This is a genomic window from Corynebacterium meridianum (assembly GCF_016342265.1).
GTDB classification, from domain to species: domain Bacteria; phylum Actinomycetota; class Actinomycetes; order Mycobacteriales; family Mycobacteriaceae; genus Corynebacterium; species Corynebacterium meridianum.
This window is the reverse complement of record NZ_JAEIOS010000011.1, coordinates 23042-46373: the sequence shown is the minus strand read 5'-3', so window position 1 is coordinate 46373 and position 23332 is coordinate 23042. Positions and strand designations below refer to the sequence as shown.

Annotated in this window: 20 protein-coding genes and 1 tRNA gene; 9 read left to right on the top strand and 12 right to left on the bottom strand. The window is 65.1% G+C overall.

From position 1 onward, the window contains the following. Positions 1-31 precede the first annotated feature (31 nt). From JDV75_RS03485 to JDV75_RS03470, 4 genes are all read left to right on the top strand, one after another. Positions 32-1411, top strand: coding sequence for a hemolysin family protein (locus JDV75_RS03485; RefSeq protein ID WP_198737871.1), 1380 nt, complete (start codon positions 32-34; stop codon positions 1409-1411). Beyond that, a complete protein-coding gene (locus JDV75_RS03480) occupies positions 1408-2469 on the top strand; it encodes a hemolysin family protein (protein ID WP_198737870.1) in 1062 nt (353 codons plus the stop codon). The genes JDV75_RS03485 and JDV75_RS03480 overlap by 4 nt, the downstream gene beginning before the upstream one ends. A gap of 6 nt (positions 2470-2475) precedes the next feature. Further along, positions 2476-3336 carry a 3-methyladenine DNA glycosylase gene (locus tag JDV75_RS03475; RefSeq protein WP_198737869.1) on the top strand — a complete coding sequence of 287 codons (861 nt, stop codon included), beginning with the start codon at positions 2476-2478 and terminating at the stop codon, positions 3334-3336. Positions 3337-3419: 83 nt separating this feature from the next. Then, the gene (locus JDV75_RS03470) at positions 3420-4889 is read left to right on the top strand and encodes a hypothetical protein (protein ID WP_198737868.1); all 1470 of its coding nucleotides are present in this window, start codon (positions 3420-3422) and stop codon (positions 4887-4889) included. Between the two features lie 602 nt (positions 4890-5491). Here the strand turns inward: JDV75_RS03470 and JDV75_RS03465 are convergent. From JDV75_RS03465 to secA2, 5 genes are all read right to left on the bottom strand, one after another. Further along, the gene (locus tag JDV75_RS03465) at positions 5492-6037 is read right to left on the bottom strand and encodes a MerR family transcriptional regulator (protein ID WP_198737867.1); all 546 of its coding nucleotides are present in this window, start codon (positions 6035-6037) and stop codon (positions 5492-5494) included. 119 nt (positions 6038-6156) lie between these two features. Continuing rightward, positions 6157-6918 (bottom strand): bifunctional nuclease family protein, encoded by a 762-nt coding sequence (locus JDV75_RS03460; RefSeq protein WP_198737866.1) that lies wholly within the window; start codon positions 6916-6918, stop codon positions 6157-6159. 84 nt (positions 6919-7002) lie between these two features. Further along, positions 7003-7752: a transcriptional regulator FtsR gene (gene ftsR, locus JDV75_RS03455; protein WP_336244285.1), complete on the bottom strand. Its 750-nt coding sequence runs from the start codon at positions 7750-7752 to the stop codon at positions 7003-7005. Between the two features lie 99 nt (positions 7753-7851). Further along, a complete protein-coding gene (gene odhI / locus JDV75_RS03450) occupies positions 7852-8298 on the bottom strand; it encodes an oxoglutarate dehydrogenase inhibitor Odhl (RefSeq protein ID WP_198737865.1) in 447 nt (148 codons plus the stop codon). 254 nt (positions 8299-8552) lie between these two features. Then, positions 8553-10847: an accessory Sec system translocase SecA2 gene (gene secA2 / locus JDV75_RS03445; protein WP_198737864.1), complete on the bottom strand. Its 2295-nt coding sequence runs from the start codon at positions 10845-10847 to the stop codon at positions 8553-8555. 238 nt (positions 10848-11085) lie between these two features. Here secA2 and JDV75_RS03440 point away from each other — a divergent pair, with 238 nt between their 5' ends. From JDV75_RS03440 to JDV75_RS03425, 4 genes are all read left to right on the top strand, one after another. Next, positions 11086-12276: an alpha/beta fold hydrolase gene (locus JDV75_RS03440; protein WP_198737863.1), complete on the top strand. Its 1191-nt coding sequence runs from the start codon at positions 11086-11088 to the stop codon at positions 12274-12276. Position 12277: 1 nt separating this feature from the next. Further along, entirely contained in the window at positions 12278-12673 is a 396-nt protein-coding gene (locus JDV75_RS03435; protein WP_198737862.1) for a YchJ family metal-binding protein, read from the top strand. A 99-nt stretch (positions 12674-12772) separates the two neighbouring features. After that, positions 12773-12846, top strand: a tRNA-Pro gene (locus JDV75_RS03430). Positions 12847-13865: 1019 nt separating this feature from the next. Beyond that, positions 13866-14171 (top strand): tyrosine-type recombinase/integrase, encoded by a 306-nt coding sequence (locus tag JDV75_RS03425; protein ID WP_198737861.1) that lies wholly within the window; start codon positions 13866-13868, stop codon positions 14169-14171. A 1090-nt stretch (positions 14172-15261) separates the two neighbouring features. Here the strand turns inward: JDV75_RS03425 and JDV75_RS03420 are convergent. Then, positions 15262-15513: a hypothetical protein gene (locus JDV75_RS03420; protein WP_198737860.1), complete on the bottom strand. Its 252-nt coding sequence runs from the start codon at positions 15511-15513 to the stop codon at positions 15262-15264. Positions 15514-16063: 550 nt separating this feature from the next. On the opposite strand from JDV75_RS03420, the gene JDV75_RS03415 reads away from it, so the two are divergent. Continuing rightward, positions 16064-17476, top strand: coding sequence for a Na+/H+ antiporter family protein (locus JDV75_RS03415; protein WP_198737859.1), 1413 nt, complete (start codon positions 16064-16066; stop codon positions 17474-17476). A gap of 102 nt (positions 17477-17578) precedes the next feature. Here the strand turns inward: JDV75_RS03415 and JDV75_RS03410 are convergent, their stop codons facing one another. From JDV75_RS03410 to JDV75_RS03385, 6 genes are all read right to left on the bottom strand, one after another. Next, positions 17579-17731 carry a zinc transporter permease gene (locus JDV75_RS03410; protein WP_198737858.1) on the bottom strand — a complete coding sequence of 51 codons (153 nt, stop codon included), beginning with the start codon at positions 17729-17731 and terminating at the stop codon, positions 17579-17581. Between the two features lie 243 nt (positions 17732-17974). Beyond that, positions 17975-19609 (bottom strand): ribosome biogenesis GTPase Der, encoded by a 1635-nt coding sequence (gene der, locus JDV75_RS03405; RefSeq protein WP_198737857.1) that lies wholly within the window; start codon positions 19607-19609, stop codon positions 17975-17977. Beyond that, positions 19606-20298, bottom strand: coding sequence for a (d)CMP kinase (cmk, locus tag JDV75_RS03400; RefSeq protein WP_198738427.1), 693 nt, complete (start codon positions 20296-20298; stop codon positions 19606-19608). Before cmk ends, der begins: the two co-directional genes overlap by 4 nt. Positions 20299-20315: 17 nt before the next feature. Beyond that, a complete protein-coding gene (locus JDV75_RS03395; RefSeq protein ID WP_198737856.1) occupies positions 20316-21194 on the bottom strand; it encodes a pseudouridine synthase in 879 nt (292 codons plus the stop codon). Positions 21195-21266: 72 nt separating this feature from the next. Further along, on the bottom strand, positions 21267-21941 hold the full coding sequence (gene bioD / locus JDV75_RS03390) for a dethiobiotin synthase (RefSeq protein ID WP_198737855.1): 675 nt from the start codon (positions 21939-21941) through the stop codon (positions 21267-21269). Next, complete coding sequence (locus JDV75_RS03385) at positions 21938-23218, bottom strand: adenosylmethionine--8-amino-7-oxononanoate transaminase (protein ID WP_198737854.1); 1281 nt, start codon at positions 23216-23218, stop codon at positions 21938-21940. Before JDV75_RS03385 ends, bioD begins: the two co-directional genes overlap by 4 nt. Between the last annotated feature and the right edge of the window lie 114 nt (positions 23219-23332).

Here is a 23332-nt window from a genome sequence, read left to right as displayed (position 1 = left end):
CGCGACGTCCCTCCACTCCCACGATTGGTCCATGGACATTCTCCTAAGCATCCTCGCCCTGGTCGGGTTCATAGCCCTGACCGTCGGGACCGGTTTCTTCGTCGCCATCGAATTCGCCCTCACCGGTCTGGAACGTTCCAGCATCGAGAACCATGTGGCGAACAAGGGCGACACCCGTGCCCGGAACATCCAGAAGGCGCACAACGACCTCTCCTTCGAGTTGTCGGGTGCGCAGCTCGGCATCACGATCACTACCCTCGCGACCGGCTACCTCGCAGAACCCGTCCTCGCGCAGTTCTTCGACCCGGTACTCGAGCTGTTCGGCCTGAGCGACGCGGCGGCGCGCCCCATCGCCCTGATTCTCGCGATGGTGGCCGCGACACTGCTCTCCATGGTCTACGGCGAGCTCGTGCCGAAGAACATGGCGATCACCGATCCCCTCACCGCCGCCCGGATCACCGTCGGCCCGGTCCGTATCTTCAACAAGATCTTCAAATGGTTCATCAACTCCCTGAACTCGACCGCGAACTGGCTGGTACGGAAGATGGGCATCGAGCCCGCGGACGAACTGGCCTCGGCACGCAGCGCCCAGGAACTCGGTGCACTGGTGCGCAACTCGGCGAAACACGGCGGACTGGACCAGTCGAAGGCCGTCATGCTCGACCGGAGTCTCAAGTTCGGTGAGGCCACAGCCGAGGAGTTCATGACACCGCGGTCCACCATCGAGGACCTCGACGTCGACGACACCGTCGAGGATCTGCTCAATCTCGCCCTGGCGACCGGCCACTCCCGGTTCCCGGTGACCGACGGTGACCTCGATGCGACAGTCGGGGTGGTCCACGTCAAGGAGGCGTTCGCCGTTCCCAGGGAGAATCGTGCGAAAACCAGCCTGCGGACACTCGCCCGGCCGATCCCGGTGGTTCCCGCCAGCCTCGACGGCGACGCGGTGCTCAACGCCGTGCGTTCCGCGGGGTCGCAGGTAGTACTCGTCGCCGACGAGTACGGTGGCACCGCGGGCATCGTCACGATCGAGGACGTCGTCGAGGAGATCCTCGGCGAGGTCTACGACGAGCACGACGATGCCGAGGCGGAGCGCGACTACGTGCAGAACGGCGCGAACTGGGACGTCTCCGGCCTCGTCCGCGTCGACGACCTCCCGGAGAAGACCGGATACTTCGCCCCGGACGGCCCCTACGAGACCCTCGGTGGCCTCATCATGGCCACCCTGGGCCGCATTCCCCGTGCAGGCGACATCGCTCTGCTCCCGCAGACCGAGCGCGATTCGATGGACGAGTTCGAGTCCGGTATCACCGGCCGTTGGCTGGCGCGGGTGACCGTCATGGATGAACGCCGCGTCGACCGCGTCTATCTCACCCCGATAACCAACGAGGAAGCGGGTCAGTACGCATGAGCGACTATTCAGCGGTCCTGTTCGCCGTACTCCTCCTGTTCATCAACGCCTTCTTCGTCGGTGCCGAGTTCTCCCTGATCTCGTCTCGCCGGGACCGGCTCGATTCCCTCATCGCGCAGGGTAAGACACGTGCCCGAAGCGTGCTCCGTGCCTCGGAGCATCTGTCGATGATGCTCGCCGGGGCACAGTTCGGCATCACGATCGCGTCTCTGCTCCTCGGCAAGGTCGCTGAACCCGCCATCGCCCACATCATCGAGGGCCCCGCCCACGCCCTCGGATTGCCGGACAATCTCCTCCATCCAGTCGCGTTCGCGGTCGCCCTGGGCATCGTCACCTACCTCCACATCGTGCTGGGTGAGATGGTGCCGAAGAACATCGCGCTGGCCGGACCGGAGACCGTGGCGATGATTCTCGTGCCCCCGCACATGCTCTTCGTCAAGCTCACCCGCCCCGTCATCGTCGCGATGAACTGGTTCGCCGGTGTCACCCTCCGGATGTTCGGTATCGAACAGCGGGAGGAGATGGACACCTCCGTCGGGCCGCAGCAGCTCGCGACGATGATCACGGAGTCCCGGTCCGAGGGCCTGCTCGACGCGGAGGAACACGCCCGTCTCAACAAGGCGCTCCGTTCCGACGACCGGACCATCAGGGAGGTCCTGATCGCCTGTCCGGACGTCCGGACACTCGACTTCAGTGCCAAGGGCCCGACGCTCGGTGCGGTGGAACATGCGGTGAGCGAGACCGGATACTCCCGTTTCCCGGTCACCGGCGTCGCCGGAAACTACGTCGGGTACATCCACGTCAAGGACATCCTGGACCGGATGGTCTCCCCGGACGCGACCCTCAACGACGTCGTCAAGCAGTCCGAACTCCGCCCCCTGATCACCGTGGAGGCCGCCGGGACACTCGACGACACGATGCGGTTGATGCGACGTCGCTCCGCGCACATGGCGCAGGTCCGCGACGAGCGCGGCGAACTCATCGGCATCGTCACTCTCGAGGACCTCATTGAGGAGTTCGTCGGTACGGTCCGGGACTGGACCCACGAGGAGGCCTGATTCCCAGTGCAGGTACTGTCTCCGGAACAGTGGGAGCCCAGCGCCGCCGCCCACGCGGAACGGGCACGCGGCTTCACGGCCGAACACCTCGAGCGGCGAAGCCGCGGGGAGAAACACCCCGTCTGGGACTTCCTCTTCGACTACTACCCCGTGACGCCCGCGCAGCTCGCGCGGTGGCACCCGGGCCCGGACGTCAGACTCCGCGGGGAGTGCCCGCACATCGGGTGGCGGTACTATGACACCGACCCGGAAGGCACGACCGGAGTCGATCTCGGGTCACTGTGGGACCAACGGGGCAGCTCTCTGCGCTACATCAGGGATCTCCTCGCTGCGACGGAGGAGAACACCGCCCACTTCGACTGCCTCGGACTCCACGAATGGGCGATGGTGTACCGCACCGACAACCCCCGCCACGATCTGCCGCTCCGGCTGGGGCGCAGCGGCACCGACGCCGTGGTGGAGAAACACCAGATCCGGTGTACCCACTACGACGCCTTCCGGTTTTTCACCAGGCCCGCCCGGCCACTGAATATCACGCCTCTGACCAGAGATGACCAACCGTCGAGAGAGCAGCGCGGCTGCGTGCACGCAACCATGGATCTGTACAAGTGGGCACACAAGTTGGGTCCTCTGGTCCCCGGTGACCTGTTCCTGGACTGTTTCGAGCTCGCCCGTGCCGCACGCGTGCTCGATATGGAGGCGTCCCCTTACGACGTCCGGCCGCTGGGGTTCGGCGTCGTGCCCATCGAGACCACCGAAGGCAAGCGGATGTACGTCGAGCGGCAGCGCGAGCTGGCCCGACGTGCGACACCGCTGCGCCGCAGGTTGATCACATTGATCGGTGAAACAAGTAGAGTTGCACTGTAGGTATTCCGGTCGACGTGCTCTCCGCGTCATCCGGTGAGACAACCGGGTGCACGGGCACGAGGAGGCAAGGGCAGGTGAATGACGTGGGACGACACGCAGACGGGCGCAGCAACTGGAGGTTGTCCAGGGAACTGACCATCGGGCTGATCGTCGTCCTCGCGGTCGTCGGAATCATCGCTTGGTGGATGACGGTCCGGGATGAGACGAACCGCACCCACGCCACGGCCTCACCGTGCATCAACGGCACCCTGTCGCTTCCCATCCAGGCGGCTGACTCACCGCAGCTCGACGAACTACTCGCGGGCTACCGCGATTCAGACCCGGTGGTCAGGGATTACTGCGTCGTACCGCAGCTCGTCTCCTCGGGGGCCGATGCGGCGTTGATGCTGGCTTCCGGCCCCAGGAAGGTCACCCGGGCCGCTCTCGAAGCCCTGGACAGAACGCCCGCCTCGGACACCTGGCCCGTCATCTTCAACTCCCCCGTCGGGATCGCGCACACCGCCGACGCCGAGGTCTCGGGGGTGGACTGGCCGGACCTCGCCGACCGCGGTGTGGTGATCCCCGCGGGGAAGAGTGTCTACGCCAGAGCGGTCGCCGCCTCCGCACTGACTTCCGCGGACGCGGACCGGGGCGTGGAGCTCCTCCGCGCCGACAGGACCGTCACCGTCGAGGATGCCGTCGCCAAGGGGTCGCCGCTCCTTGCCGTGACGGAGGACTCCACACCGGAGGGATACACGTTCTACGCCCCCGATGACCTCGCCGTGGCGACGGTCGCGATTCCTCTGGCGGCGACGGACCGCGTCAACGAGGAACAGACACGGGCAGCGGCGGATTTCGCCCGCTACGTCTCCGACCACGTCGAGCAGGCGGAACCGGACGAGGCCCGCCGGCAGGTCCTCAGCACCGCCGACATCATCAGCGAACGTTTTGCCGCCGTCCCTGAGGAGTCCAGGGGCTCGGTGGACGATGGAACCGACACTCTCGTTCTGCTCGACACCTCGACGAACATGGACGCCCTCATCGACGGTCACCGGGTGGGTGCCGAGATCTCACGGTTGCTGGATCCGCTGATGCTGTCGGTCGGCCGTGCCGGAGGCCGGGTCGCGCTCTGGAACTACTCCTCCCCCCTGTCTCCCGGAGTGACCAGGCCCTGGCGTGACAACGTCACTTTCCTCGATGACTCCGCCGGCTCAACCGCGGTCCGGGCGGTGAAGGGGCTCGGGACCGGCGGCGAACCTCTGACGCGCTCCGCGGTCCCTGCGGCGCTGGGTTCCGCGGTGGAACGCTCCACGGAAACCGGAGAGCCGGTACGGCTCGTCATCATCACCTCGGGCACCGCCGATGCCACCGATGACGCCGCGTTCAGGACTCAACTTGCCGGCCGCGATTCGGGGCAGGTCATTCCGCAGATCGTGCACGTTGGAACCGCGCCAATCGACCCGGTTCTCGCCGAATGGGCGACGAGCAGGGGTGGTACCGCTCTCACCCCTGACATGACCGTACCCTCGATCGCCGACGCTTTGCAGAGGGCGTTCGGGGTGACACGCCCCTAGGACCTCCACCGCCGCCGCGGCAGGGTGCGCGGGTCCTTTGTTGGCGTGCCGCACGCACCGGAGGGCGCGGTGGATCTTCCGGGGTCCACAGGTGCCGACGGGACCGGAACGCCCCACCTCCCGCGGACCATCGGTGCCGTTGTTCCGGGCACGGCCCGCACTCCCACCACACTCGGCCGGGTCGCATCCTCCTGCGCCTGCACGGTCGCGGGTGCCCTCGGACGGACCGTGTTTCTCCTGCTGCGTGGAGTCTGCCACTCGGGACACAACCGCCCGCCGCTGAACCACCCCCAGCGAAATAGGGGCCGGCCACTACGCACGCTGAGATCTGATGAACCGGCTTCCCCTACCGCAGCTGTGGTGGCTACCGACGGCACGGAGTGGAACCACGCATCGGTACGATTTTCCCGTCGGGACTGCGGCAACTGGCGCGGGCCGCGCGACAGGGCGGGCGTGCGGCGACGTATGGCTCCCCACCCGATCAGATGCGGGTTCTGATCTGCGGCGCACGCGCCCCGGGCACCGGGCCCGGATACGACGGAACCCGCACGGTCAGGAGAGCGTACCGTGCGGGTTCCGTCGTATTCTCGGTGGACGGTCGATCAGGAGATGTTGCGTCGGCGACGGCGGGCCGCGAGTTCGTCCGCGCCGACGATCGTCGCGCTGTCCTCCTCGATCCGCTCGTGCGGGAAAGCGGAGATGGTCCCGGTGAGTTCCTTCATGATGCCGGGAACGGCGATGCCGAACACACCCTGGCCCCCGCCGAGAAGATCGATGACCTCCTCGCTGGAGCGGCACTCGTAGACTGTCGTGCCATCGGAGACGAGCGTGATCGTCGCCAGATCGTCGACGCCGAGATCACGGAGTTTCTCCACCGCCTGACGGATGTTCTGGAGGGAGATACCGGTGTCGAGGAGTCCCTTGACGATCTTCAGGACGAGAATGTCCTTGAAGGAGTAGAGGCGCTGGGAACCGGATCCGCGCGCGGAGCGGATCGAGGGCACGACGAGTTTCGTTCTCGCCCAGTAATCGAGCTGACGGTAGGTGATGTTGGCGACCTGGCAGGCGGTGGGCACCCGGTACCCGACTTCCTCATCGGGCCCCAGGTCGAACAGTGCCTCCTGGACGGGGCGGGTTGCGTCGCTCATAAATCTCTCCTGTGTGATCTAGCTTCCTGCAGCTCATTCTTCGGTAAGACTAGTTCAACGTCAAGGACTCGACGGGCGACACGCCCAAAACCTAAACCTCAACTTGAGATAAAGGTTGCTCAATCATCATCGTTCCCATCATTAACATCGCCACCACCAGTCACATCGTTGTCATTCTCCATGGATAGTTCGTCGTTCCCCTTCGATCGGCCCGAATCCTCCCGAATGCGAGAATCACCCCCAGTCTCACCCCCGTCGGGGGTGCCGATCGCGGTATCGGCGGCCTCCGTGGACCCGAGCAGATCCGCCTCCGAGACTCCGAGTGACTGCATCAACTGCTCGAAATCCGCATCGGCCTCCGCATCGCCCGACGCCGAGACAACCTCACGGTCGGGGAACCGCTCCGGGGTGGACGTGGTATCGAGAGACCCGTCGAACAGCGACTCGACCGGCGCCTCCCCGAGGTACACAGACTGGGTCACCAGCACGGAACGGTTGACGTAGATCGGATACCTGGCGGTGAGGGCGAGGAGAACCCCGTCCGAGGCACGCGCGTCGATCATCGCGTACTCCGCGTCGGGATCGGCCAACCCGGTGTGAATCTCGGCGTTGAACACCCCCTGCCAGCAGCTGCTGATGTGAATCGACGGGTCACTCCCGCCGAAACCGGCCAGCAGCGACTCGATGATCTCGTGACTGCCCGGGCGTCGCGGCCCGGTCCCTTCCGTGAGCGAACTGAGAGCCACAGCCTGCGCGGTATCTATCCAGACAGGTAGGACGCGGCCGGTCCCCGGCCAGTCCAGAACCATGCAGGTGAAGCCCTCTGGGCCGGCGACGTAGACACCGCGGTACGTGACCTCGACCGGTTCATCCTCGTGCATCGGTCTACCCGTTATCCCTTCCTGCGATGTGCGACGGTGTCGCGGACCCCGAAAGTCCCGGCCGACACCGTCTCCACCGCGACATCAGCCGAGTTCGTCGCGCAGCGCGTTCTTGACGAGTGAGGCGTGGAGCGAAACAACGAGCGCCGTCATCTGCTGGGAGAGTTCCTCGGCCCGCTGACGCGCCCCGTCCCCCTTCGACTTGGCGACGGGTGCCGCGACCTGGCCGATCAGACCGGCCTGCCGGTTCGCGGTGGTGCGGAGACTCTTCAGGTGCCGGATGTCGAAACCGAACTCGCCGAGCGCACTCGCCGTGTGCACGATCCGCACGTCATCCGCGGTGAAGAAACCCGATTCGTCCGTCCGGATGAGGCCGGCGTCGGTGAGCTCTCCGACGAACGTCTCCTCGACACCGGCCTGGGATGCGACATCTGCGGCGGTCAGTCGGGTGAGCACCGGGGCCCGGAAGTTTTCCGGGCTGATCAGGGGGGCGGCCTCCGCCGTGGTCAGAATCGCCGTGACCGCACCGGAGTCCATCGCCTCCAGCTGCTCGCGGATGACCTTGAGCGGGAGATAGTTGTCGCGCTGGGTCACCAGAATGTAGCGGAGCCGCTCCACGTCACTCTCGGTGAAGCGCCGGTATCCGGAGGCTGTGCGCTGCGGGGTGATCAGCCCCTCCGACTCGAGGAACCGGATCTTGGAGACGGTCACATCGGGAAACTCGGAGCGAAGGCGGTCCAGGACGACCCCGATGGACATGGTTTTTGCGGGCTTCGCGGCCCGGGTCCCCGAGGCCGGGGCGTTGTCGCCTGCGGGCTTTCTTAGCGCTGTCACGTGCGTGTCTACTCGGATTCGTCGGATCGGCTTATGAGGGGTTCTTTTCTGGCTCACACACGGTACCGACGGGGACGGAACCCCCGCCGGACCTCGGAGCTACTTCGTGGGGCCAGCGAGGAACACGAGGCGGAACTTTCCGATCTGGACCTCGTCGCCGCTCGAAAGAACCTCGGAGTTCTTCGGCTCACGGTTGACGTACGTTCCGTTCAGGCTGCCGACGTCGACAACCTCGAACTGTCCGTCGGACAGCCGGAATTCCGCGTGCCGCCGGGACACGGTGACGTCATCGAGGAAGATGTCGCTCTCCGGGTGCCGCCCCACGGTCGTCGTGGGCTGATCGAGCAGAAACCGGGACCCGGCGTTGGGGCCCCGCTTGACCACGAGCAGAGCCGCGCCCGCGGGCAGGTTCTCGGTGCCGGTCGTCCCGGTGGTGTTCGCGGGAGTACCGGCTGAAGCGCCCGACTCCATCTCTTTGAGCAGGTCAGCGCGGAATACCGAGGTGGTTTCGGCCTGTGCCTCGGAAAAGCCGGTGTTGTCGCTCATGTTAAACCTCCGGATCGACGATAAACCACAAAAATCTGGTGTTCCCTCACATCATAGCGGGTCACCGTGGGCTGCCGTGGCCCCGGTCGCGCACATCGACCCGCAAACCCCCTCTGGGGTGGGATAATCCGGCGGGCTGCGGCACGGGGGTGGAAGCCGCCGACCGGTGTCATGCACCAGGCGACGTCAGAATCCCCGGTCGATATCCCGGCTCAGCCCGGGCGCGGGACCTCTCCGGGCGCCACTGGGGGATCTCAGCGGAACATCGAGGTGATCGAGCCGATGACCGAGTTGCCCGAGCCCGACAGCGGATTGTCGTTGACCATGTAGGTCCACGTCGCCGACGGACGCGCGAGCCCGTGATCCTCCAGGTGTGCCCCGTCCTCGTCGATCCGTACCGTGCGGAAGGTGTCAACGGACTCCGCCATCGCCGTCTGCGCGAGCTCCTTGAACTCCGCGACCGCGATGCGGTGGAACTCGTCGATCGGTGTCTCCCTCGCGATGGCGCGGAGATGGATCGACTCGCGGACGTCATCGAGCAACGCCAGATGATCCGACCAGGCGTTGTCCAGGTGGTAGAGCATAATCTCCCGGGCGGCCTTGTCCAGCACCTCCCGCGACAGTTTTCCGGACAGTTCGGCTGCCCGGTCGGGCGCGCGCTGCGCGAGAGACTCCCACGCGGCAGACGTGTCCAGGATCTCGGCCCGACGCCCATCGATGATCTCCCGCTGATCGGCGATCAGCTTGTTGTACTTCCACGTCTGGGAGTGGATTTCCAGCAACTGCCCTTCGGTGACACGCTGACAGTGCTCGATGAAGTCCCGGACCCGCTTCGAATCGATCTCCCCGCCCGAGCCAGGTGTCACGGTGATCTCCTCCCCCGCGCCACCCGCGGTGACGACATCGTCCTCCAGGGACACGAAGAAGAGACTGAAACCGGGATCGCCCTGCCTGCCGCCGCGGCCACGTAACTGGTTGTCCAGGCGCGCCGTTCGATGTCTCGAGGTGCCGATCACGGCGAGCCCCCCGAGTTCCACGACACGGTCCCGGTCCGCCTCATCGGCACCACCGAGGCGGATGTCGGTGCCCCGGCCCGCCATCTGGGTCGACACCGTCACGCGCCCGAGGTCACCCGCCTCGGCGATGATCCGGGCCTCCTCCGCGTCGTTCTTCGCGTTCAGGACCGACACCTCGATGTCGTACTCCCGCAGCCGTTCGGCCAGTTCCTCCGACTCCGCCACGTCCTGGGTACCGACGAGCACCGGTTGACCGGTCGCGTGGATTGTCCTGATCTCGTCGACGATGGCGGCGTTCTTCTCCTCGAGCGTGGCGAACACGCGGTCGGCCTGATCGAAGCGCTTCAGCTCGCGGTTCCGGTCGATGACGGAAACCCGGAGGTCGTAGAACTGCCGGAGCTGGTCTGTCGCCTCGACCGCCGTTCCGGTCATGCCGCAGACCGTCGGATAGCGGACCATGAGCGCCTGGAGGGTGATCGTGTCGAGGATGCGGCCCCCCTCGGTGACGACGAGCCCTTCCTTCGCTTCCACGGCGGCTTGGATTCCGTCGGGCCACCGCTGCAGGTCGGCGACCCGCCCCCGGGAGGCGTCGATCAGCGCCACCTTCCCGTCCCGGACGATGTAGTGCACGTCGCGGATGAGAAGCTCACGCGCGTGCAACGCGAGGTTTACCTGAACGAGTGTGGTTCCCACATGGTCGTCGTCGTAGAGCGAGCCGATCCCAAGCGCGTGCTCGACCTTGGCTGCACCTTCGTCGGTGAGGAAGACGTTGCGGCGCTCGTCATCGGGGCGGTAGTCGGTGCCCGGCTCCAGGGTCCGGACGACCTCCGTGATCCGGCCCCGGGGTGCGCGACCCGGCTCATTGCCCGCCAGAACGAGCGGGACGAGGGCCTCGTCGACGAGAACTGAGTCGGCCTCATCCACGATGGCCACATCGGCGCCCTTTTGGACGGCCTGCGACCGGTCCGTGATGAGCTGGTCACGTAGGACATCGAACCCGATCTCGTTGACCGGCCCGTAGACGATGTCGCACGCGTAGACCCCGCGCCGTTCCTCCGGGGTCAGTTTCTCCGTGATCGCGCCGACGGTCAGCCCGAAGAACTCGACCAGGGGCGTCATCCAGTCGGCGTCCCGTCTGGCCAGGTAATCGTTGACGGTTATGCAGTGGACACGCTTTCCCGTCAACGCGAATCCGGTGGCCGCCATCGCCCCCACGAGCGTCTTGCCCTCACCCGTCGCCATGTGGACGACATCGCCCTCGAGGAGACGCAGCGTGGCCTGCGACTGCACGTCGAAAGGCGTCATGCACAGGGTTCTGCCCGCCGCCACGCCGAGAACGGCGAGCAGTTCCGCCGGGTCACTCACAGATCCCCCGGAGGCCAGATCCCGGGCGCGGGCCACCAGCTGTGCGTCGTCGAGCGCATCAAGCTCGCGGTTGATCGTCCTCGCTTTGTCGACGATCGCGCGGCTGCGCTTCTGATTGCGGCTCTGCTGACCGCCCATCGCCTTCCAGAACCAGTTGAATCCGGCCACGTGGGACTTCCTTTTGTTCGTCTGTGGGTGCAGCACCCCGAATTAGCGGGGTCAAGCTCTGACTGATCTGACATGTCTGTCGCTACAACGACCTTAACCAACGTTCCGTGGTGCCCGGCACCGCGCACCTCTTAGCGGCCGTCCGGTCGCTGGCATAGAGTGGCCGTGATGGCGGCCGAGGTCGACACCGACCACGCCCGTTCCCACGGACCAAGAAGCGAAAGCGAGTGAGTATCCCGTGCACTCCGTCAGTGTGAAGCTCCCCGGCAGTTCCGGACAGATGATGGCCGGAACCCTGGACATCCCAGATTCCCCACCGGTCGCGTGGGCGATGTTCTCCCACTGCTTCACCGGATCCCGGTTCACTCCGGCTGCTGCCAGGGTGTGCAAGACACTGGCGGAACAGGGCATCGCCTGCCTGCGCTTCGACTTTCCCGGACTCGGGCAGTCGGAGGGCAATTTCGCGGAGACGTCGTTCTCCTCGAACGTGGCGGACCTGGTCGCGGCCTACCGGTGGCTCGAGCAGAATCACTCCGCGCCGCAGCTCCTCATCGGACATTCCCTCGGGGGGGCCGCCGCGCTGAAGGCCGGAGCACAGATGCCGAAGCTCCGCGCCGTCGCCACGATCGGCGCGCCCTTCGATCCGGCGCACTCGGTCCTCCACTTCGCGGACCGGATCAGCGAGGTCGACGCCAACGGTGCGGTCACTCTCACGCTGGGCGGACGGGAGCTGACGATCTCCCGCGAGTACCTGGAGGACCTCGCCGAGATCAACCCCGAGGCCTACCTCGGCAGGCTGCGACGGCCGCTACTCCTGCTGCACGCCCCGACGGATCAGACCGTCGGCATCGACAACGCCCAGAAAATCTTCCAGCTCTCCCGCTACCCCAAATCACTCATCGCGCTCGACAAGGCCGATCATCTCTGCACCCGCCCGGGAGTCGCACAGCGGGCGGCGAACCTCATCCGGACCTGGGTCGAGCCGTACCTGGCCGATGAATCCGGCGACGGGGACACCGACGTCATGCCGGAGGGCGTGGCCGAGGCGCGGTCGATCCCGGCGGGAAAGTTCACCGACCTGGTACGCATAGAGAGGGAGACGATCACGACCGACCGGGAGCGCTCCCTGGGCGGCCGGAATCTCGGACTCTCCCCCACCTCGCTGCTCATCGCGGCTCTCGCCTCCGCCACCTCGCAGAGCATCAGGATCGCGGCGAAGGAAGCCCGCATACGTGGGCTCGACGACGTGAAGGTGACGGTGTCCCGGGTCGTAGGCTCCGACGACGAAGCGACCGTGCTCCGGCGTCGGATAGAGCTGATCGGCGACCTCGAGGAGAGCGAGCGCTCGGAGCTACTCGCCGCCGCCGGTACGAGTGTGATCGAGAGGATCATCACCACGTCCTCGACACTCATCGACGGGGACAACTGACGTGGCCGACACCATCAGCGACGCGGACAGATGCCCCTGCGGCAGCGGTGACGGCTACGGGTCATGCTGCGGGCCAATCCTGGCCGGCACCAGGAGGGCCCCGACCGCGGAAGCTCTCATGCGTTCGCGTTACACGGCATTCTGTGTCGGCGACGTGGATCATCTGCGGGCGTCCTGGCACCCGGACACGAGACCGGACGAACTCACCGTCGATCCCGACATCAGGTTCCTCCGCCTGGTCGTGCACGATACTTCGGGAGGCGGGCCGTTCGAGACCTCCGGACGGGTCGACTTCAGCGCCTTCTACCGGACGGGATCGGGACAGCGCGGCGAGCAACGGGAGAATTCCTCCTTCACGCGCCTCGACGGACGCTGGGTGTACGTCGCCGCACTGTGACCCGGCCTGCCACTTTTCGCACGGTGGCCTGCGGATTGGCGCAATCACCCGACACTGTTGTAATCTGTGGCAGTTGCTCCGGTAGAACGGGGCCGACGGCGGACTGTGGCGCAGCTTGGTAGCGCACTTGACTGGGGGTCAAGGGGTCGCAGGTTCAAATCCTGTCAGTCCGACAATTAACCCCGTCAACCCTCTAGGTTGACGGGGTTTTTGCATGTCAAATAGGGTTTTTGTCCGCAAGGTCAGTTGGACACCATAGGACACAAAGAGACAGTTTTTGACCCCCGTGACCCCTGACTCTGAGCCTTAGGGCGAAAAGAGGGTTTGAACCTGTATGGCACATCTAGAGAACGTCCCCTTCGGGAGCATTGAAGTTCGGTCCGGATATAAGGCTGTTTACCGTGCCCCGGTGACCGGTAGACGGATCTCTAGGACCTTCACCGGTTCCACGGAGGCCCGTGAGTAGCCCAAAGCCATAGCCCGCGAATTCCCGACATGTGGATTGACCCGTCGCTGGGGAAAGCCGAACAAGAAGCCGAGAACACGATGACGACTGAGGCGTGACTGCCCCAGTTCCATGACGAAATCCTTCCCCGCCGTCGCAGCCGTAAGACCGGAGAGCTTGCCCGCGTGACGACATTGCAGGCTTACCGGCGGATCACCCGAACGCGGGATCACTGAGGTCGAAGGTGAGGCCGGGCCGTTGAAAGACATCCCGATAGCCAAGATCACTAGGGCGGATGTGGTGGTCTGGCATACCGCTATCGAGTCACAGTTCCCCGACACCCGACGACTAACGCCAACGGCTACAACCGACTCAGAGCGGCGTTCAGTGAGGCCCTGGAGCGTGACCTGATCGAGGCTAATCCCGTTCTCACTCGAGAAGCTGGGACAGCGGTAGCGAAGGAGAAGGAGCTCCCCACTGATGAAGAGATCGCCACCATTGTCGAGCAGTTCCCAGCGCAGTTGAAATTGGAAGCCGTGCTCTGTCTGCACCACGGGCTGAGAATTGGCGAGATGCCGGCACTGAGGCGTGAGGGCGTGACGATCATCCGCGAGAACGGCACGGCTGAGGTCCACGTCAATGCTACGCTCCAGCGGGTGGTCAACTCGGAGACCAGGAAGACGGAAATGCTACGGGCCGAGGGGCCGAAGACCGTGGCAGGACGGCGGACGGTGCCGATTTTTCTCCATGCGGGTAGACGAGTTCATCGAGCACATGGACACCCGTGTTGAGAACTCCCCCACCGCCCCAGTCATGGCGACCAAGAGGGGACTGACGATGTTCGACACCAGTTTTCGTTCCACGTTCGACACCGCGCGTAAGAAGGCGGGGGTGACGCGGGAGTTCACCCCTCACAGCGGTCGTAGCTGGTCGACCATGAAGTTGGCCGAGGCGGGAGCCACCCCGGCTGAGATAGGCAGGCTGCTAGGGCAAAGTGACGTGAAGACGATTCCAGATGTCTACCTCAAGGTGAACGCAGACCGGCCGAATTAAATGATCGGCTTGGTCAACGATTCCGTCGTGCCAAAAGGGTAAGAAATGATCAATGAGTTCATTAAACTCGATCTAATCAAGTCAAATGACTTGACTACGTACAGTTTTCCACGCGGTTACCTTCTAGGCTACGTCTACACATGGCGGGAGAAACTGTCTGGTCGACCCCCTGTAGGGCGGGTGACAGGCCACCACAGATCCTTACGCAGAACCTCCCAACTGTGGTTGCCACACCCGCCGGTCTATCTATCTGTTGCGACTTAGGAGTCGTAGGCGAGCATTACCCCTACCATCTATGTGACAGGGGCCACCTCATGCCAACCTTTTGGAAAATATCACATTAAATAGAAAAACTAAGACACCATATATGTAGAGCGCATATTTGTGCTGAGGTTGGCAGGTTGGCGAGGTCTCCCCCTTTACCCCTTTTGAACTGAGCAAATGCTTGTGCCAACCTACTCTGAGGGTTGGCACAAGGTTGGCACCCGGCGGACCACTCCCCCCTCCACTCCGGCCGTGACGCTGGAGCGATAGCCGTGTTGTCGTGCTGTGTGAAGCCTGGAGGTCGTACTTGTGGTGCGCGTCGAGAGAGAGCGTGTAGCCGCATTGAGCGTCGAGGGGGTCGAACTGACACACATCGAGAAAGTGGTGCAAGTTCTGGCGGGAGACGGGAAAGCTAGAGGATGCAAGCCACTTACATGCCAGCGGCGGGTGGGTGCGAAAACAGCGGTAGACCTCTCGAATTTCGTCATTTCCACGACGCTCTGATCTGTGGTTATGTAAACGACTTCATGCGAGAGTTGATCTAGAACGGCCTAGAACTCTTCAGGCAGGCCTGTGGTCGTCTGAGGTGGTTCAACGCGAGAATAAACCACGATATGCGTTTTAGGGTTCAGGTCGAACTTCGGGGAGTAGTCGAGCAAGGCCGGTGGATGTTCCGCTCCCCAAAAGGACATCCCGCCCTCTCCCCTACGAGCCCCTCCGGTGTTGGACTTTTCTACGCGCGAGGGTTGAGGGAATTACCCCTATATATCCCACATTTCCCGCACTAAATGTCTATATGTAGTGCGCGGGTGTCTCGGCTGCGGTACTACCACCTGACCTTCCAGTGCTTGCCGCAGTCCTGGCAGAGGGCGACCTTCTGGCTTTTGAACTTCGCCTTCTCCGTGCCCTCCGACTTTTTCCAGACTAGGTTGGATATTCCGACAGTGCACACAGCCATTGTTCCGCGTGCCATGTTGTTTATGTGGCCCCCAAGCCCGGTTCCATGCTTGGCTGTCCGGCCTCCCACCTGGGTCAGTTCGATGGAAATATTATCGCCGGAGCACTTGGGGCAGATCATGATTGTTCGCATCCTAGGGTTGAGGGACTGAAATCAGGCAGGGGTGACTCTAATCTTCCTTTACTTGCCATGTCCATCTTTGGATGTAGGGGGGTGCTGTCGCCGTGCCTCGCGGACGGGTTGCTGTCACATGTAGGAGAATCACCAGTAGGTGGCAGAGACAGAGGCCTTCACAGGGGGCTCCCCCTTCGCGTCGGGAACCTAGAGTGAGGACAGGTAAGGCAGGAAAACGAATATGCGGCATAACTTATTTCGCCCAGTCCCGCCCCCCGCTAGAGCCCTATAAGCAACCCCCTGAACTGCGGAGACTCTGAAATGGGTGAGGTCCTGTCAGTCCGACCAGAAGAACCCCGGTGGAGATGATCTCCACCGGGGTTTTCGCCGTGCCACTACAGGGACACCGGCCCCGGAACACCCCGGCAACAACGTCCCCCCCCCGGTGGAACAGGGGGGCGCGCCGGGCACGATGACGGTCCACTCCCCGGAGCGGGAGCCGCTAAACCTGGGGCAATGATGAGTCCGACCGATACGTGACCTTAGTATTGTCCACATGAACTCTGTGCTGATAGCGGTCATGCTGGTGCTCCTGCTGGCGGTACTCCGCGTACACGTCGTCCTCGCTCTCCTGATCGGCGCCGTCGTCGGCGGCGTGATCAGCGGGTTGGGCTTCACCGACACCATGGTCACGTTCCAGGAGGGACTGGGTGGCGGCGCCACGATCGCGTTGTCGTACGCGCTCCTCGGCGCCTTCGCGATGGCGGTCGCCAGCGCCGGACTCCCGAAGCTGCTGGCGGACTGGATGGTCAGGCGAATCGCGGGCGGCAGTACCGCGGCCGGTCTGGACGGCGAGTTGACCCGGGCCCAGAAGCGGGCGGCGACGGTCACCGAGTACGGGCTGATCGCCGGAATCCTGGCCATGGCGGTGATGAGCCAGAACCTCATCCCGGTCCACATCGCCTTCATCCCGCTGCTCATCCCCCCGCTGCTCCGCGTCATGAATACCCTCCGGATGGACCGCCGTCTGGTCGCCTGTGTCCTGACCTTCGGTCTCGTCACGACCTACATGTTCCTTCCGATCGGGTTCGGCCGGATCTATCTCGAGTCGATCCTGATGGGGAACATCAACGCCGCCGGCCTCGACACCACGGGAATCAACGTCATGAGCGCCATGTGGATCCCCGCGCTCGGCATGGTCGCCGGCCTTCTCACCGCGGTCTTCGTCTCGTACCGCAGGCCGAGGATCTACGAGGACATCCCCATCGCCGACGAGGTCCGCGACTCGTCCTCCCGGAACTCCGCGGGCGGATCAGGTTCCGGCGAGATCTCCCGGTACAAGATCATCGTCTCGGTCATCGCGATCCTCGCCTGCTTCATCATCCAGCTGGTCATCAACGCCATGGAGGTCGACGCGGATTCCCTGCTGACCGGTGCGCTGGTGGGACTGGCCATCTTCATGGCGTCCGGCGCGGTCAAGTGGAATGAGGCTGACGACGTCTTCACCGCGGGCATGCGCATGATGGCACTGATCGGTTTCATCATGATCACCGCACAGGGTTTCGCCGCCGTCATGACCGAGACCGGCGACATTCCGGCACTGGTCGAGTCCGCCGCGAACCTCTTCGGCGGCAACCGGCCTGCGGCGGCCCTCGCGATCCTCGTCGTCGGGCTGGTGGTGACGATGGGCATCGGTTCGTCGTTCTCTACTCTGCCTATCATCACGGCGATCTATGTTCCGCTGTGCATGTCGATGGGTTTCTCGCCCTTGGCGACCATCTCGATCATCGGCACCGCCGGCGCCCTCGGTGACGCCGGTTCCCCCGCCTCGGACTCCACCCTCGGGCCGACCTCCGGACTGAACGCCGACGGCCAGCACGACCACATCCGGGACACCGTCATCCCGACATTCATCCACTACAACCTGCCGCTCCTCGCGGCCGGATGGATCGCCGCGATGGTCCTCTAGACGTCCCACACGGTCCGCGACCCCCTCCTCCCTTTCCGTCCGCGACAACACAAAGCCCCTCAGGCGATATCCGCCTGAGGGGCTTTACTGCAGGAAAGGGGCCTAGACCGCCACGCACTCGTCCCAGTGGTCCTCGTGGCGGTGGTGACGGTGCCCGTCGTGGATGTAGTCGACGTGGTCGTCATGCTTGACGGCCTCGTGTCCGCAGTTCTCGCCGTGCTCGTGCTCGTGGTTCTCGTGGATGGTGTGGCTCATGGTGACTCCCTGACGTCCGGTTGCAGCCCTATTGAAAATAGCGGGCCTGTTTGATTCTGTCATCATTAACCTTAGTTGAAAACGGGTCGAAGTTTCAAGCCCTCAGCCTCGAATTACGCTGAGAGTTATTGAAAACCCACGTTTCTTCCCCTCCGCGAAGGTGAGACGTTACTGAAAATTTGAGCCGCAGAACCGGAAGAGGACCCGCCCGAACGGGCAGGTCCTCTCACACGTCGGCGGCGCCTACTTGCGCTTGCGCTTCTCCCGGACGCGCACCGCGATACGGACCGGCGAGCCCTCGAACCCGCCGAACGCCTCCCGGAACTTGCGTTCCAGGTAGCGCCGGTATCCGGCCTCCAGGAACCCGGTGGTGAACAGCACGATCACCGGCGGGCGGGTCGACGCCTGGGTGGCGAACAGGACCCGCGGGAGACGGCCGCCGCGCATCGGCGGCGGGTTCTGGGCGATGACCGCACGCAGCCAGGTGTTGAGCTGACCCGTCGACACGCGGGTGTCCCAGGACTCGAGCGCCTCGAGCATCGCCGGCTCCAGGCGCTGGAGGGCACGGCCCGTCTTCGCGGAGATGTTCACGCGGCGCGCCCAGGGGATGTGGGCCAGCTGCAGGTCGATCTCGCGCTCGAGGAGGGGGCGCCGGTCCTCGTCCATCAGGTCCCACTTGTTGTAGGCGACGACGACCGCCTTGCCCGCGTCCATGATCATCCCGAGGACGCGCTGGTCCTGCTCCGAGATGGGCTCGGAGGCGTCGATGAGGAAGATGCAGACCTCGGCGGCCTCGATAGCACTCTTCGTGCGCAGCGAGGCGTAGAATTCGTGCCCCTGGGCGTTCTTCACCTTGCGGCGCAGGCCGGCCGTGTCGACGAATTTCCACAGCTTCTGGTCCAGCTGCACCAGGGAGTCGACGGGATCGACGGTGGTGCCGGCGACGTTGTCGACGACACTCCGCTCCTCACCGGTGATCTTGTTGAGCAGCGAGGACTTGCCGACGTTGGGCCGTCCGACGAGTGCGACCCGACGCGGGCCCTCGACGATGGACTTCTGCCGGGGCTCATCGGGGAAGGAGGCGACGACCTTGTCGAGGACGTCGGCGCCGCCGCGGCCGTGCTGGGCGGATACGGGGTACGGATCGCCCAGGCCGAGGGACCAGAACTCGGCCACGTCCCCGTACTGGGAGTCCGAGTCGAACTTGTTGGCCACGAGAATGACCGGGACCTCGGCGCGCTGGAGTTTGCGGGCCATGACCTCGTCGGTCTCGGTGACACCGACCTTGGTGTCTACGACGAGGACGATGACGTCGGCGGTGGCCATGGCTACATCGGCCTGTCGGGCGATCGCACCGTGGATGCCCTTGGCGTCCGGGTCCCAGCCCCCGGTGTCCTGGACCCAGAAACGGCGCCCGTTCCAGTCCCCCATGTAGCTGATGCGGTCACGCGTGACGCCGGGGAAGTCCTCGACGACCGCTTCACGGCGACCGATGAACCGGTTCACCAGTGTCGACTTACCGACGTTCGGACGACCGACGATGGCCACCGTGCACAGTGACTCCTCGACGTGCTCGGGACGCTCGACGCCGAAGGCCTCCTCCATGCGTTCCCAGTCCTCGTCACCGAAGTCCTCGCCGAAGTCGGCGTCGGCGAACTCCGAGTCGTCGAACTCGGGATCGAGGATGTCTCCGTCCTCGTCGATGTTGCGTTCCCCGAACTCGGCGGGATCGAAGTCCTTGGCGGCGTGTCCACCGTGCGGTGCGGCGACGTCCTCGTCGGCGAATACGCCGACGGCGTCCATCTCACCACCCTGCGTGTGGTAGACGAACATCGTCTCCGGTTCGTCATCGGGGGAGGAATGCTGTCTGTCGCTCATGAGCGCGTCCTTTCTGCGCTGTCCGCGGTGAGCCGGATGAGACGGTCGATGACCTGCTCCAGCGTCATGTCGGAGGTGTCTACGACCACGGAGTCCGCGGCCGGGGTGAGCGGCGATGCCGCCCTGGTGGAGTCGAGTTCGTCCCGGCGGATCACGTCCGCGAGGACGGTGCCGTAGTCGGTGTCGCGTCCAGCTGCGGTGTCCTGGTCGAAGCGTCGCTGCGCCCGCACCTCCGGGGAGGCCGTGAGGAACGCCTTCACGGGTGCGTCGACGAGCACCGCGGTACCGATGTCACGGCCCTCCACGACGCACCGGTGTGCCCGACGTGCGAGGCTGCGCTGCAGTTCGACGAGGTTGACGCGGACCTCGGGGATGGCGGAGACGGCGGAGACGTTTCGGGTGACCTCCGCCCCGCGGATGATCCCGGACACGTCCTCCCCGGCGAGGAGTACCGCGTTCGACGTCGGATCGTCACTGACCTCGAGCGGGAGATCGGCGGTGGCCCGGATGACCGCGTCCGTGTCGGTGGGGTCGATCCCCTGCCGCAGTACGTGCAGTGTGGCGACCCGGTACATGGCACCGGTGTCGAGGTAGCGGGCCCCCAGGCGGGTGGCCAGTGCCCGGCAGACCGTGGATTTACCGGTTCCGCTCGGACCGTCGACGGCGACGATCAGGCCACCGTCGGGCATGTTCGACAGATCGGCCGTCACATTCCCACCGCCTTGTACAGGCTGCCGAGCTCCGCGCTGTTGAGGGCACGGATCGCACCCGGGGTCTGCTCGCCGAGGGACACGGTGTGGATCTTGGTGCGCACCAGCCGTTCCACCGGGTAACCGGCGGTCTTGAACATACGGCGGACGATGTGCTTGCGTCCCTCGTGTATGTCGATGCGGACGATGGACTTGCCCTGGTGGACGTCGACGATCTGGACGTAGTCGGCGCGTGCGACGCCGTCGTCCAGCTCGATCCCCTCCTTGAGCTCCTTGATCAGTTTACGGTCGGCTTCGCCGACGAGCGTGGCCATGTAGGTCTTGGACACCTCGTATTTGGGGTGCATGAGGCGGTTCGCCAGCTCGCCGTCGTTGGTGAGCAGCAGCAGCCCCTCGGTGGCGGCGTCGAGACGCCCGACGTGGAACAGGCGTTGGCCGGCGTCGAGCTTCTCGCCGACGATGTCCCCGACGCACGGCCGACCCATGTCGTCGCTCATGGTGGACTGGACTCCGCGTGGCTTGTTCAACACGAAGTAGACCATGTCCTCGTTGACGCGGATCCTCGCGCCGTCGACGCGGACGATGGCGGTGTTGGGATTGATGCGCATGCCCTGGGTTGTGACGATGCGGCCGTCAACCTCGACGCGACCTGCGTCGATGAGTTTCTCGGCCATCCGCCGTGAGGCCACACCCGCCTGGGCGAGGACCTTCTGGAGTCGGACGCCTTCTCCGGCGGCGTCGCCGACGGTGGCTGCGCGGTGGTCGTGATCGGATCGGACATGCTGGTGGCGGGCCGGCTTGGCTTTGGAGACGTAGATGTCAGCGGCGCGCTTCTTCTTCTCCGGTGTGCCGTCTCGGCGAGCGGGTTGGTTCACGGTGATCGTGTCCTTTTCTATGTGGTTGTACAACGGGCCAACTCTAGCCCGGTAGACGCCCCGACGCCATTTTCACCTCGAGAAAGGTCCCGCGTCGAGGTTCTCCGCGACGCGGACGAACTCCTCCGGGGCGAGGTTTCCGGAGCCCTGGGGAATGCACCCGAGCAGCGGGACACCGGTGACCTCGGGCAGTTCACGGAGGTTCAGCCGGGTCGCGAGGTCCGGGTCACGGGGCAGGCACCCGCCGATGAGGCCGGTGACCCAGATGCCTCGGCGCCGCGCGGCCTCGACCGTGAGCTCAGCGGAGTTCAGTGAGCCCAGGCCGAGGGAGGTGACCACGGTGACGGGTGCGGCGAGCTCCACGGCGAGATCCGCGATGGTCCAGTCGTCGGCGATCCGGACGAGAAGCCCTCCGGCCCCCTCCACGAGCACGGTGCGGTCCGCGGAGTCGAGTTCCCGGATCTTCGCGGCTGTGTCCGCGAGATCGAGCTGGCGGAGACCGGCGCGCCGGGCGGAGAGATTCGGTGCGAGTGGTTCGGGGTAGCGGGCGAATCCGACGGTCGTCACGGTGTCACCGACCAGACGGCGGACCGTGGTCAGGTCGCCCTGCCCCTCGGGCTCGCCGGTCTGCGCGGGCTTGACCACGGTGACGGCGCGGCCGGTGGTGTGCAGTCGTGCGGCGAGTGCGGCCGTGACGATGGTTTTTCCGACGTCAGTGTTGGTCCCGGTGATGATGTGCACGGTCATTCGGTCTCTCCCGCCTCCGCGGCGGCGGCCATCGCGGTGCAGATCGCCGCGACGTCCTGTGTCGTGGCGGTGAACGGGGGCATCGTGTAGATCAGCCGTCCGAACGGTCTGAGCCAGACGCCCGCGGCCACGGCGGCGTCCGTCGCGGCGTGCATGTCCACCGGGCGTTTCATCTCCACGACTCCGATCGCACCGAGGACCCGGACATCGGCGACGCCCGGCAGATTCCGGAGCGGTTCAAGCCCGCGGGTCAGTTCCCGGTCGATGCGGGGTACGGTCTCCCGCCAGTATCCGCCCTCCACCAGGTCGAGGGCCGCGGAGCCCACCGCGCAGGCCAGCGGGTTGGCCATGAATGTCGGTCCGTGCATGAGGGCCCCTCCCCCCTCCGGTTTCTGGATCACGGCGGCGACCTCATCCGTCGCGAGCACCGCGGCTAGCGACATGAATCCACCGGTCAGTGCCTTCCCGAGACAGAGAATGTCGGCATGTACCCCGGCCGCCCGGGTGGTGAGCAGGTCACCGGTGCGGCCGAATCCGGTGGCTATCTCGTCGGCGATGAACAGAATCCCGTGCCGGTCGCACAGCTCCCGGACACCCGCCACGAGTTCGTGGTCGTGGAACCGCATCCCCCCGGCGCCCTGCACGACGGGCTCGATGATCATGGCGGCGACGGAGCCGTCGATCAGCTCATCGATCTGCCGGAGGTAGTCGGCGCGCTGTGCCTGCGATGAGCCCCGGACGGGTGGAGCCGGGGCGAAGATCTGCTCGGTCAGTGTCCCGGCCCACAGGGAGTGCATCCCGCCGTCCGGGTCGCACACGCTCATCGGGCCGAGGGTGTCGCCGTGGTAGCCGGATCGCCAGGTGATCAGCCGGTTTCTCTCCGGGTGTCCGTTCCCCCGCTGGTACTGCAGCGCCATCTTGATCGCCACCTCGACGGAAACCGAACCCGAGTCGCAGAAGAACACCCTGTTCAACGGCTCACCCGCGATCCGGAGCAGGCGTTCAGCGAGGTCGACCGCGGGGCGGTGGGTCAACCCGCCGAACATGACGTGGCTCATCGTGTCGATCTGCCGGTGAGCGGCGGCCACCAGTGCCGGGTGGCCGTGTCCGTGGCACGCGGCCCACCAGGAGCTCATCCCGTCGATCAGTGTCCGTCCGTCCTCGAGGGTGAGGTTGACGCCCGAGGTCGACGCCACCGGCAGCGGATCCATCGCCGCCGGGGTGGGACTGTACGGGTGCCAGATGTGCTGCTGGTCGAAGGTGACTGTGTCTGTCATCGCGTCCTCGCGTCAGGGTTGAACGTTGTTCACTGGACACCTGAAACTCTATCTCGCCGCACCGGTCATGCCGACGGCAGGGCGTGACCCCGCAGTTCGGTGGGCCACGGGCGT